Below are 12,364 nucleotides of genomic sequence, written 5' to 3' on the forward strand. Positions count from 1 at the left end.
GAGGGTTCCGGCGCGATCGGTTCACGTCGAGGCGCCAGCGACGCGGGGGGCGATGAGGACCGCCGCCAAGCGGAGCGGGTATCAAGCTTTCTGGGAGGAAGAATATGCGGAAGTTTGGAAAATCCCTGTTCGGACAGGTCGTCATCGCGCTCGTCCTAGGCATCATTGTCGGCGTCTCTTGGCCGGAATTCGCGTCGCAGTTGAAGCCGCTCGGCGACGGCTTCATCAAGCTGATCAGAATGATCATCGCGCCGCTCGTCTTCGGCGTCGTCGTTCACGGCATTGTGGGCGCCGGCGACCTCAGGAAGGTCGGACGGGTCGGCTTGAAATCCCTCATCTATTTTGAGGCCGTGACCACCGTCGCGCTCCTCATGGGGCTCATCGCGGCCTATGTCTTCGGGCCCGGACACGGCATGAACGTCGATGCGACGAGCCTCGATGCGAGCGCCTTGAGCTCCTACACGGAAAAAGTCCCCCAGGTGACGGGTACCGTCGACTTCCTGATGCGGATCATTCCGACCACGGTCGTCGACGCCTTCGCCAAGGGCGACGTGCTGCAGGTGCTCCTGTTCGCCGTCCTGTTCGGAGCAGCACTTTGCCTCATCGGCGAACGCGGCAAGCTCGTCGCCGAGGTGATCGACCAGACGACGCAGGTGCTCTTCAAAGTCATCGGTTTCATCGTCCGGCTGGCGCCGATCGGCGTCTTCGGCGCCATCGCCTATACGGTCGGCAAATACGGCATCGGCTCCCTGCAGCAGCTCGGCTACCTGCTTATCCTGCTCTATGCGACGATCATCGTGTTCGTGGTTGGCGTGCTCGGCTTGATCATGCGGATCGCCGGGTTCAGCCTTTTCAAGTTCCTGGCTTATCTGCGCGAGGAGTTGATGATCGTTCTCGCGACCACCTCTTCGGACAGCGTGCTTCCCCAGGTCATGCGCAAGCTCGAACGGCTCGGGATCAAGGACTCGACCGTCGGCCTGGTCGTGCCGACCGGCTATTCGTTCAACCTCGACGCCTTTTCCATCTATCTCACCCTCGCCGCCGTCTTCATCGCGCAGGCGACCAACACGCCGCTCGCGGCGGGCGACCTCATGCTGATCCTCGGCGTGGCGCTGCTCACCTCGAAAGGCGCGCATGGCATTCCCGGTTCTGCAATCGTCGTTCTGGCTGCAACACTTTCAGCAATTCCAGTGATTCCAGCGATAGGGCTTGTTCTCGTATTGTCGGTCGACTGGTTCGTCGGCATTGCTCGAGCGCTCGGCAACCTGATAGGCAATTGCGTGGCTGCTGTTGTGATCGCGGTATGGGAGGGCGATATCGATCGCGAACAGGCCCACCGAGTGCTCAACGGCGAGCCGGCCGCAACGGATGTCGAGCCGTCGCCGGCGTTTCATTCCGCCAAGGCGAACATCGGCGATGTCGGCGTTGCCGCCCTCGCGAATCCCGTGAACACCCGGTAACAACGATCCGGCGTCAACCAGCAGGCAACGAAAATGCAAAAGCACTACTACTTCCCGCAAGGCGGTCACCCCCCGCAGACGGATCTTTTGACCGACAGGGCGGTGTTCACCGAGGCCTATGCGGTCATCCCCAAGGGCGTCATGCGCGACATCGTGACGAGCTATCTCCCCTTCTGGACGAACACGCGGCTCTGGGTGCTGTCACGGCCGCTTTCCGGCTTCGCCGAGACCTTCTCGCAATACATCATGGAAGTGGGACCTTCAGGGGGAAGCGACCGCCCGGAAACGGACCCGCGTGCCGAAGGCGTCCTGTTCGTGGTCGACGGCGAGTTCCGGCTGACGATTGGCGGCCGGTCGCATCTGATGCAGCCCGGCGGCTACGCTTACATCCCGCCCGGCACCGAATGGAGCCTTCACAATGAAGGCGATACCGCGACCCGCTTCCACTGGATCCGCAAGGCCTATGAAAAGGTCGATGGGCTCCCGGTTCCCGAGCCGATCGTCACCAACGAGCGCGAGATCACGCCTTCGCCGATGCCGGGTACGGACGGCCGGTGGGCGACGACCCGCTTCGTCGACCCTTCCGACATGCGCCACGACATGCACGTCACGATCGTCACCTTCGAGCCGGGCGGCGTCATCCCCTTCATGGAGACGCATGTGATGGAGCACGGTCTCTACGTGCTGGAAGGCAAGGCCGTGTACCGCCTCAACACGGACTGGGTCGAAGTGGAAGCCGGCGACTATATGTGGCTGAGGGCCTTCTGCCCGCAGGCCTGCTATGCCGGCGGCCCGGGCAAGTTCCGCTACCTGCTCTACAAGGACGTCAACCGTCATATGACTCTCGGCGGCCCGGAAGGTTCGCCTGATATTGCAGGCTTGAGGGATAAGCCATAGCCTTGGCGCATGGCGCCGTCTAAGCTCGAGACCTACCGCAAGAAGCGTGATTTTTCGAAGACGCCGGAGCCGGTCGGACAGCTGACCGGCGGCGGCAACCGCTTCGTCGTGCACAAGCATCATGCGACAGCGGACCACTACGACCTGAGACTTGAGGTCGGCGACGTCCTGAAGAGCTGGGCGGTGCCTAGAGGACCGTCGCTCAATCCGGCCGACAAGCGACTGGCGGTGGAGACGGAGGACCACCCGCTCGACTATATCGATTTCGAGGGCGTGATCCCCGAGGGGGAATATGGCGGCGGCCCGATGATCGTCTGGGACACGGGCGTCTGGGCGCCGATGGACGATGCCGCGGAAAGCCTGCGCAAGGGCGCCTTCAAGTTTCGTCTCGCGGGCGAAAAGCTCAACGGCGGCTGGATGCTGACACGGTTGAAGCCGAAGCCCGGAGAGGAGGATGAGCGGCACTGGCTCCTGTTCAAGGAACGCGATCTCTTTGCAGACGAGTCCGTCGACATTCTCGCCGCCCGACCGGAAAGCGTCAAAACCGGCCGCCGGATCGAGGAGCTTGTGGAGAAGCCGAAAGCGCCGGCGAAGCCCGTCAAGCTCAATCCCGGCGCGCTTCCCGGCGCAGCCAAGGGCGCCGCATCCGAACGGGTCGAGCCGCAGTTGGCGACGCAGACGATTGTTCCTCCCGACGCCAATGAAGGCTGGCTGCACGAGATCAAGTTCGACGGCTATCGCACCATGGCGCACCTGGCCGGGGGAAACGTGCGTCTCATCACCCGCGGCGGGCTCGACTGGACGAAACGCTACGGCGATCTGCCGGAGGCTTTCCGCCGGCTGCCTTGCCGCGACGCCATCATCGACGGCGAGATCGTCGTGCTCGACGAGGGAGGGATCAGCCGCTTCTCGCTGCTGCAGGACGCGCTCTCCACCGGCGCCGGCAACAAGCTGGTCTTTTTTGCCTTCGACCTCCTCCATCTCGACGGCTGGAACCTTCTCAATTCCCCGCTTGAAAAACGCAAGGCGTTGCTCGAGCAATTGCTTGCGGGCCAGATCCACAGTCGCTCGGCCATCCAGTTCAGCGGCCATGTGACCGGCGAAGGACGCACGCTTTACGACCAGGCCTCGGAGATGGGCCTCGAAGGGATCGTCTCTAAGCGCGTCTCGGCCCCCTACCAGAGCGGACGATCAAAGACCTGGACCAAGACGAAGGCCTTGAAGGCGGAGGACTTCGTCATCGTCGGCTACACCCGGTCGGAAGCGGCCGAAGGCATTGCCTCCCTCGCTCTTGGAGAATGGGTCGACGGAGACTTGCAATATCGCGGCAAAGTCGGAACCGGCTTCGACGCCGAGATGCTGAAGCAATTGCTGATCCGGTTGGAGCCCTTGCGGGCCGGCGCCGCCAAGCTTGAAGGCGCGCCCAAGGAGATCATCTGGGTGCGTCCGGTGCTGAGGGCGCACATTCACTACGGCAACCGCACCGCCGACAATGTGCTGCGGCATGCCGTCTTCAAAGGGCTTCGCGAAGTGGAACTCTCGACGCCTGTTTCGATATCGAGGAAGCGTCTCATTTCGGACGCGGATCTCGCAAGCATCTCGATCACCAATCCGACCCGCCGCCTGTTCGGCAAGTCCGGCCCGACCAAGCTCGACATTGCCGTCTACTACGCGATGGTCGGCGATTTCATGCTGCCGCACATCCTTGGCCGGCCCGTCTCGCTCGTGCGCTGCCCGACCGGAAGGCCTGAGGACTGCTTCTTCCAGCGGCACCCCTTCACGGGCATGCCGCCATCGGTCGCGACCTTCCAGGCGACCAACTCGGAAGGCGAGGCGAAGACCTATCTCGCCGTCGAGGACGCGAAGGGATACCTGGCGCTCGCGCAATTCGGCGTCGTCGAATTCCACAACTGGGGAACGACGCGAAAGCTGCTGGACAAGCCCGACCGCGTGGTCTTCGACCTCGACCCCGGCGAGGGCATCGCCTGGCGGGAAGTGGTCGAGGCCGCCGTCCATATCAAGGCCGAGCTCGAGGCGCTGAACCTCGTGCCCTTCGTCAAGACCTCGGGCGGCAACGGTGTTCACATCGTCGTTCCGGCCGAGCCGAAGCTCAACTGGAAGAAGTTTCACCAGGCGACGAGCGCGATCGCCACTCGCCTGGCGGCAACCGCCCCTGAGACATTCACCACCACCATGGGCAAGGAAAACCGGGTGAAGCGCATCTTCATCGACTTCCACCGCAATGCCCGCAGCCACACGTGGGCCGCGCCCTATTCGCTGCGCGCCCGCACCAATCTCCCGGCCTCGACGCCTGTCAGTTGGACCGATCTCGAAACTATCGACGCTCCGGGGGATTTGAACTATTCTTCGCTGCCAGGCCTCCTGGCCACGTCCGGCGATCCCTGGGCCCATATCGGCGACTTCGCCAGGGAATTGCCGCTTCTATCCGAGACGGGAAAGTGATCGTAGTGCCGCGTAGGAGACAACCATGGCACCCAGGGCAAGTTGGAAGGGCTATCTCAAACTCAGTCTCGTAAGCTGTCCGGTGAGGCTTTATCCGGCCACCAGCGCAAGCGAGCGGATCAGCTTCAATCAGCTTCACAAGGACACCCACAACCGGATCAACATGAAGCCGGTCGATCCGGAGCTCGGTCTCGTCGAACGATCCGACCTCGTGAAGGGCTATGAATACGAAGACAAGAAATACATCATCATTGAAGACACGGACCTCGAGAGCGTCAAGATCGAATCCAATCACACGATGAACATCGAGGCTTTCGTCGACTCAGGGTCAGTGGACGTCATCTATCAGGACGCGCCCTATTACCTGGCGCCGGACGGGGCGATGGCCGAGGAGACCTTCATCGTGCTGCGTGAAGCCCTGCGCCGCACCGGCAAACTTGCGATCGCCCGCCTCGTGCTTTCGAGCCGCGAAAGAGTGGTCACCATCGGGCCGCGCGAGACCGGCATGTTCGTCTGCACCTTGCGAAACCCCAACGAGGTGCGCGGCACGGCCGAGTATTTCGGCAATATTCCGGTCGGCAATCCGGATCCGGAGATGCTGCAGCTCGCCGAAGCACTTATCGAGCAGAAGGTGACGACCTTCGACCCGAGGAATTACGAGGACCGCTACGAGATCGCGCTGATGCAGATGATCCGCGAGAAGCTGAAGGGCCACAAGCCGATCATCGCGCAGGCGCCGGAACGCGGCAATGTCGTCAACCTCATGGATGCACTGAAGGCGAGCCTTTCGCAAGCCAAGCCCCCTGCCAAGAGCAAGCCCAAGGCCGAGCCCGCTGAAAAGCCGGCGGCGAAAGCTCCCGCTGCGAAGCGCACGACGGCCAAACCGGCCGCCAAGAAGAACGCCTGATGGTGGTTGCCGGCCGGACATTCGGCATCGTGGGTGCGCTTGCCGCCTTTCCGCGGCGGCTGGCGGCGCGCGAGGTCGAGCGCCAGGGTGGGCACTTGCGGCGCGGCGTCACGCGGCAAACGGCTTTCGTCGTCTTCGGCCGCGGCCTGCTTGCAAGGGCAACGGAGCCGGAGATCGAGGCTCGCTTCGGCAGCGAGACCGACGGGGGCCGGCGTATTCTCAGCGAGAACGGCTTTCTTCGCCTGCTAGGTCTCGCGAGACCGGAGGCCACCCCGGCGCTGACACGGCAATCGCTCATCGATCAGTCGGGGCTTTCGCCTCGCCACCTCGACCTTCTATCGCTGTTCGACGCCTTCGAGCATGATCGCGAGCCCTACTCCTTCCGCGACCTGATCCTGGCCCGGAAATATGCCGGGCTGATTGCCAGCGGCGCCGGCTGGAGCGCGATCGCGCGCTCGGTTCATCGTTCCGGAGATGTCGCCTCGCTGACGGCGCTGTCGCTTCATCACGACGGTGCCGATACGATCTATGTTCGTCGCGCCGAAGGTTTGAGCGAACTCGACGGACAATTGCTGCTCGACGTTGGCACGTCTGACGATCAGGAACTCGAGGACCTCTTCGCCCAGGCCGAGGCCGCCGAGGCGGCGGGCGACTATGACGAGGCGGCCGCTTTCTATCAGCGCTGCCTCGCCATCGACCGCACCGACTCCGTTGCGGCCTTCAATCGCGCCAATTGCCTCAGGGCCGCGGGCCGCGAGGCGGAGGCGGCGCACGACTACGCGCGGGCGATCAAGCTCGATCCGTCCTTCGTCGAGGCCTGGTTCAATCTCGCCGGTCTCATGAACGAGCGTGGCCGAATGGATACGGCCCGCCGACATCTGACGAAGGCGATCGAAGGCGATCCCGGCTATGCCGACGCGGTCTTCAATCTGGCGAAGCTGGAATTCGACGAGGGCAATCTCGCCGAGGCGCGCCGCTGGTGGTTGCGCTATCTGGAACTCGATCAGAATTCCGAATGGGCGCGCACAGCCGAGCGAGGCGTGCAGTTCGTCAATCTTTACCTCCTCCGGAAATCGGCTGGCTGATATGGACGGGAAATTCATGTTCGACGGGCCGGACGATGCGCCCGTCACCATTCTCCTTGCGCACGGCGCCGGGGCACCGATGGACTCAGCTTCGATGACGGCGACCGCCAAGGCGCTGGCCGCGGCAGGCTTTCGCGTCGCGCGCTTCGAATTCGCCTACATGGCGGCGCGACGCACTGCGGAGGGACGCAAGCCCCCGCCACGCGCCGAAACGCTGACCCCGGAGTACCGGGCGGCCGTAGCCGAGCTCGGCGCGAAGAGCCCGCTGGTTATCGGCGGCAAATCGATGGGCGGGCGTGTCGCAAGCATGATCGCCGACGAGCTCCTGGCCGCCGGCAAGATCGCCGGGCTCCTCTGCCTCGGCTACCCCTTCCATCCTCCGGGAAAACCGGAGCAGCTTCGAACGAAACATCTCACCGATCTCAAGACGCCGACGCTGATCTGCCAAGGAGCCCGAGACGAATTCGGCACGCGCGAAGAGGTTTCGGGCTACGCGCTTTCCGACAGGATCGAGATCCTCTGGCTCGAAGACGGAGACCATGACCTGAAGCCGCGCAAGAGCATCTCCGGCTTTTCGGCCGCCGATCACCTGAAGACAATGGCCGAGGCGGTCACCAAATGGAGCGCCGGCCTCGCGCGCTGACAATCATGAAAATCGCGACGTTCAACATCAATGGCGTGAACAAGCGGCTCGAAAATCTGCTGGCCTGGCTCGCGACGGCGGCGCCCGACATCGTCTGTCTGCAGGAACTCAAGGCGACGGACGGGCAATTTCCGAAGGGAGCGATCGAAGCGGCAGGCTACGGCGCGGTCTGGCAAGGACAGGCGGCCTGGAACGGCGTTGCGATCCTCGCCCGCGACAGCGAACCGGTGATCACCCGCGTGGAATTGCCCGGTGATCCGTCCGACACGCAGAGCCGCTACATCGAGGCGGCGGTGAACGGCATCCTGATAGCCTCGCTCTATGCGCCGAACGGCAATCCGCAGCCGGGCCCGAAATTCGACTACAAGCTCGCCTGGCATGCGCGCCTCAACCTGCACGCGGCCGAACTCTTCGAGACGGGCCTCCCGGTGGTGCTCGCCGGCGACTACAATGTCGTGCCGGAACCGCGGGACATCTATCCTACCCGTTCCTATGACGACAACGCGCTCGTCCAGCCTGAAAGCCGCGCCGCGCTTCAAAGATTGCTCGATCAGGGCTGGCTCGACGCCCTGCGCAAGGTTTATCCGGAGGAGCAGCTCTTCACCTTCTGGGATTATCGGCGCAACCGCTGGCAGCGCGACGCAGGCCTTCGCCTCGACCATGTTCTCCTGAGCCGAAAGCTCACGCGGCGATTGAACGGCGCCGGCATCGACCGTGAGGTGCGCGGACTTGGAAACGCGAGCGACCATGCGCCGGTCTGGATCACCTTGCGTGATTGAACCAGGTCTGCATTAGCGGCAAACAGTGGCATATAAGAGGATCGATCATCGGCTGGATGCAGTTTTCACCAATGTCCCGGACCCTGATCATCATCGGTCTCGTCATCGTTGCGGTAGGCATTCTCTGGCCGTGGCTCGCGCGGCTCGGGCTCGGCAGGCTGCCGGGCGACATTCTGATCCAGCGCGAGAATTTCACCTTCTACCTGCCGATCACCACTGGCCTGCTTTTCAGCTTCGTGCTTTCGCTGATCCTCTGGCTGATCAATCGTTGAGCGCGCTCCAGGGGGCCGGCGACCAAGGCCGTTGCGGGAGCATATCCTCGACAGGTGTCGCAGGTTAACGCTGGTACGTGCCGACGATCACCGCTTCGCGGATCAGATGTTTGCACGCTCTCTTCCAGGCCTCCGCGGCGCCCACATCCTCCGGGATGGAGAGATTGCCAACATCGAGTGCAGCAAGCCGGAACCGGTAATGGTGCACGCCGGTCCCGGGCGGGGGCTGGGGGCCGTCATAGCGGGCATTCCCGAAGTCGTTCTTGATGAATTTGATCGCGTGTTCCGGTCCGGTATCCACGGCTTGCGGGAGTTCGGTCCGGTTGCCCGGAATATTGATGATCGCGCAATGGCGGAACAAGCCGCTCACGGCATCCGGATCCTCAACGATGAGAGCAAAGCTCTGCGTCCCATCCGGCGTACCCGTCCATTTCAGCGGCGGGAACAGGTTCTCACCAAGACGGGTATATTTCTGGGGAATCGGCTGGCCGTCGGCGAATGCGGGACTGATCAAGCTGAAAGTCATCACCTGTCTCCTTCGATCTGGTCAACGGAAACGACCGTGGCCATGTAGAGCGGGATGAGAAAAGTGCGTGCGGTTTTCCGCCCGCATCCCGCTCTAAGTTGTTAGGGTCGATCACGTTCATGTTTTTGGTCGATCCGACCAAAAAACATCGTGATCTGGCTACCCAAAAAGCGGCCAGCGCCCATGTTGCGCCCACCTTGCTGGGAACGCCAGAGTCCGTGCGCGGACGGTCAAGAAAAGGCCTCGCCGAGGCGAGGCCGAAAGACGAACCAGCATAGGAGTGACCGCCATGGAGCCACCTTGGTCACGTGAAGACCAAACACGCTCCCGTACGATCCAGCCGCTAAACCGCAAGCAGGCAATTATGTTCCGCCACGTCGAACAAATTGCCCGCGCTCCTTCCTCCAATGCGCAGTCGGACGGCCGCGCCGAACGGCCGAATTCACCTCGAAAGGGGCTTCGTCCGGCAAACGGTCGGCTCCGGAGTCCGACTCTCGCGCGCCGGCAAAATTTCGCCGGACGGCCGGAACTTTGACGGTCGTGTTCGTGTTGATGAGGGGCATGCCGGCGCGGGTCCCAATCAACACAATCCCCGGAACATGATCGATGAACATATTGTCCGTCACGGCCGAGATTTTTCCGCTGGTCAAGACCGGGGGGCTCGCCGACGTTGCCGGATCACTTCCCAAGGCGCTCAAGGCTCACGGGATCCATACGCGCAGCCTTGTTCCGGGATATCCCGGGGTGATGCAGGGTTTGCGCGACGCGTCACCGATCACCGAATACGATTGCCTCTTCGGCGAACGCGCCGCGCTGCTGGCCGGGCGAGCCGACGGGCTGGAGCTCTTCGTGCTCGACGCGCCGGCCTTTTTCGACAGGCCCGGCGCGCCCTATGCGGACAAGTATGGCCACGAATACGCGGATAATTGGAAGCGTTTCGCCGCCCTCTCCTGCGTCGCATCGCACATCGCTCGTGGCCTCGTACCGAATTGGCAGCCCGACGTCATCCACGCCCATGACTGGCACTCCGCGATCAGTCTCGTCTATCTGAAATATTCCGGCGACAACGGCGTCGCCAAGGTCCTGACCGTCCACAATCTGGCGTTCCAAGGGCAGTTTCCTGCCCATTGCTTTCCCGAGCTCGGCCTGCCGAACGAGGCTTACTCGATCGACGGCCTCGAATATTACGGCGACGTCGGATATCTCAAGGGCGGCCTGCAGGCGGCCGACGCGATTACGGTCGTCAGCCCCACCTACGCGCGGGAAGTCATGTCCCCGGCCTTCGGCATGGGGCTCGAAGGCGTGATGAATGCACGCCACGCAGACGTTATCGGCATCGTCAACGGAATAGACACCGAAGTCTGGGATCCCTCGTCGGACTGCAATATCGAGAACCATTATTCGGCGCGCACCCCTTTGCGCCGCCTGCCGAACCGGCAGGCGCTGCTCAATTTCTTCGGCCTGCAGAACGTCTGCGGGCCGGTCTTCGCCAGTGTCAACAGGCTGACCTGGCAGAAGGGCATGGATCTGTTGGCGGAAGTTGCCGACGAAATCGTCAGGGGCGGCGGCGCGCTCGTCGTGATCGGACAGGGCGATCCCGAAATCGAGCGCGCCTTCCTGGAGCTCTCGCGGCGGTTTCCGCAACGTATCGGCGTGAAGATCGGCTATGACGAGCGGCTCGCCCACAAAATTCATGCCGGCGCGGATGCCATGCTCGTTCCCTCGCGCTTCGAACCCTGCGGCCTGACGCAGCTCTATGCGCTGCGCTATGGTTGCGTGCCGGTCGTTGCCCGCACCGGCGGCCTGTCCGAAACGATCATCGATGCCAACGATGCGGCGCTCCACGCGCATGTCGCGACCGGCATACAATTCTCGCCGATCGATGCGCATGAGCTCCGGCATGCGCTTCGCCGCACCTTCAAGCTGTATCGACGCCGTCGCGAGTGGGAGGGACTGCGCCGGCAGGGCATGAAGACGGACTGCTCCTGGCACCGCAGTGCCGCGCGCTATGCGGAGCTCTATGGCGAGCTCCTGAGTCCCGACGTCCGCTTGGCCGGCAGCGCGTAGGACGCAGGCGGGCGGAAATCAACAGCACCATCTCCATAGTCTCCGGGGATCGAACGGGGCCGAGGCTCACCCGCCTCGTCGCGGGCGAGCGGCGCGATTTGCCGCCATTCGCAATCGTGATGAATCGATCAGCGATCGAGCATGGATCGCTGAGCGGGAATATGCCAAAGGCTGAGATCGCGGATGCGAGGCGCAAGCTCACTGCACGCGCCTCATCCCGTTCAGGAGGAATGCGCTCATGGCCGTCGACAGCGTCCCCGGCACCCTTGTTCATCAGGCAGGCGCCGCCCGTGCCGGCGTCATGATCATGCTCATCGGCATGCTGATGTTTTCGCTGAACGACGTTATGGGCAAGTGGCTGGTGGCGACCTACTCGGTCGGCCAGGTGGTGCTGATCCGCAGCCTCGCCGCCGCCCTCCTGCTCGCCCCCTTTCTCTGGCTCAACGGCGCGCAAAAGCTTTTCGCCCTCGAGCGGCCCGGCCTTCAGTTTGCCCGCGTCGTCGCCTCGACGGCGGAGGTCGTCTCGTTCTATTTCGCCGTCGTCTACCTGCCGCTCGCGGACGTCATGACCTATTGGCTGGCGGCGCCGATCTATGTCGCGGCGGTTTCGCCGCTGGTCCTCCGGGAGCCGGTCGGCTGGCGGCGCTGGAGCGCGATCGCTGTCGGCTTCGTCGGTGTTCTCATTGCGCTCGAACCGTCCTCGCAGGCCTTCACCGTGCCTGCCTTGATCTCAATTCTCGGCAGCATGTGCTTCGCTTTCATGATGATTTCCGGTCGTTCGCTGCGCGGCACCCCGGACACGACGCTCGCCTTCTGGCAGATCGTCGGCGCGGCGGCGGCCGGCCTAGTCTGGGCGCCCTTCGACTGGACGCCGCTCAAGCCGGTCGACACGGCGCTGCTCGGCCTTCTCGGCGTTGTCGCCATGCTCGCCCACGTCCTCGTCAATCGAGCGCTGAAGCTCGCCGACGCCGCAACGGTCGCGCCGCTGCAATACACGCTCCTCTTCTGGGCGATCGTCTTCGGCTGGCTGATCTTCGGCGATACACCCCGGCTGTCGATGGTGCTCGGCGCCGGCCTCATCGTCGCCTCCGGCCTCTTCATCTTCTTCCGCGAGCAACAGCTCAAGCGACAGGGGCGGTTGATATAGCCACCGGCGCAGAGATCAACAGAAACAATACAGATTATCGCACGTATCGATTTCGCTTATGTGAAGTCTGCCCGTAAAGTTTCTCCGAAACGCCGATAAAGGCGTAGATACAAGGGGA

Annotated in this window: 11 protein-coding genes; 10 read left to right on the forward strand and 1 reads right to left on the reverse strand. The window is 63.1% G+C overall.

Annotated features, from left to right (window positions below):
* The first annotated feature begins 104 nt into the window (after positions 1-104).
* The 8 genes from AYK65_RS29605 to AYK65_RS29640 all read left to right on the forward strand — a co-directional run bounded on the left by AYK65_RS29605 (position 105) and on the right by AYK65_RS29640 (position 8,506).
* Entirely contained in the window at positions 105-1,460 is a 1,356-nt protein-coding gene (locus tag AYK65_RS29605) for a C4-dicarboxylate transporter DctA (RefSeq protein WP_026614601.1), read from the forward strand.
* A 33-nt stretch (positions 1,461-1,493) separates the two neighbouring features.
* A complete protein-coding gene (locus tag AYK65_RS29610; RefSeq protein ID WP_081162924.1) occupies positions 1,494-2,357 on the forward strand; it encodes a bifunctional allantoicase/(S)-ureidoglycine aminohydrolase in 864 nt (287 codons plus the stop codon).
* A 9-nt stretch (positions 2,358-2,366) separates the two neighbouring features.
* A complete protein-coding gene (gene ligD, locus AYK65_RS29615; protein WP_081162925.1) occupies positions 2,367-4,820 on the forward strand; it encodes a DNA ligase D in 2,454 nt (817 codons plus the stop codon).
* A 25-nt stretch (positions 4,821-4,845) separates the two neighbouring features.
* Positions 4,846-5,727, forward strand: coding sequence for a non-homologous end joining protein Ku (gene ku / locus AYK65_RS29620; protein WP_046117593.1), 882 nt, complete (start codon positions 4,846-4,848; stop codon positions 5,725-5,727).
* Positions 5,727-6,812, forward strand: a complete 1,086-nt coding sequence (locus tag AYK65_RS29625; RefSeq protein ID WP_081162926.1) for a tetratricopeptide repeat protein — start codon at positions 5,727-5,729, stop codon at positions 6,810-6,812. Before ku ends, AYK65_RS29625 begins: the two co-directional genes overlap by 1 nt.
* Position 6,813: 1 nt before the next feature.
* Positions 6,814-7,455: an alpha/beta hydrolase family protein gene (locus tag AYK65_RS29630; RefSeq protein WP_081162927.1), complete on the forward strand. Its 642-nt coding sequence runs from the start codon at positions 6,814-6,816 to the stop codon at positions 7,453-7,455.
* Between the two features lie 5 nt (positions 7,456-7,460).
* Entirely contained in the window at positions 7,461-8,234 is a 774-nt protein-coding gene (locus AYK65_RS29635; protein ID WP_081163113.1) for an exodeoxyribonuclease III, read from the forward strand.
* Between the two features lie 71 nt (positions 8,235-8,305).
* On the forward strand, positions 8,306-8,506 hold the full coding sequence (locus AYK65_RS29640) for a DUF2905 domain-containing protein (RefSeq protein ID WP_026614608.1): 201 nt from the start codon (positions 8,306-8,308) through the stop codon (positions 8,504-8,506).
* Positions 8,507-8,570: 64 nt separating this feature from the next.
* Here AYK65_RS29640 and AYK65_RS29645 read toward each other — a convergent pair whose 3' ends face one another.
* Positions 8,571-9,032, reverse strand: a complete 462-nt coding sequence (locus AYK65_RS29645) for a YbhB/YbcL family Raf kinase inhibitor-like protein (protein ID WP_026614609.1) — start codon at positions 9,030-9,032, stop codon at positions 8,571-8,573.
* A gap of 606 nt (positions 9,033-9,638) precedes the next feature.
* On the opposite strand from AYK65_RS29645, the gene glgA reads away from it, so the two are divergent.
* Both glgA and AYK65_RS29660 read left to right on the forward strand, forming a co-directional pair.
* Positions 9,639-11,099 carry a glycogen synthase GlgA gene (glgA, locus tag AYK65_RS29655; RefSeq protein WP_081162930.1) on the forward strand — a complete coding sequence of 487 codons (1,461 nt, stop codon included), beginning with the start codon at positions 9,639-9,641 and terminating at the stop codon, positions 11,097-11,099.
* Between the two features lie 238 nt (positions 11,100-11,337).
* Positions 11,338-12,246 carry a DMT family transporter gene (locus tag AYK65_RS29660; protein ID WP_046117589.1) on the forward strand — a complete coding sequence of 303 codons (909 nt, stop codon included), beginning with the start codon at positions 11,338-11,340 and terminating at the stop codon, positions 12,244-12,246.
* The last annotated feature ends 118 nt before the right edge of the window (positions 12,247-12,364 follow it).

The organism is Ensifer aridi, assembly GCF_002078505.1.
GTDB classification, from domain to species: domain Bacteria; phylum Pseudomonadota; class Alphaproteobacteria; order Rhizobiales; family Rhizobiaceae; genus Sinorhizobium; species Sinorhizobium aridi.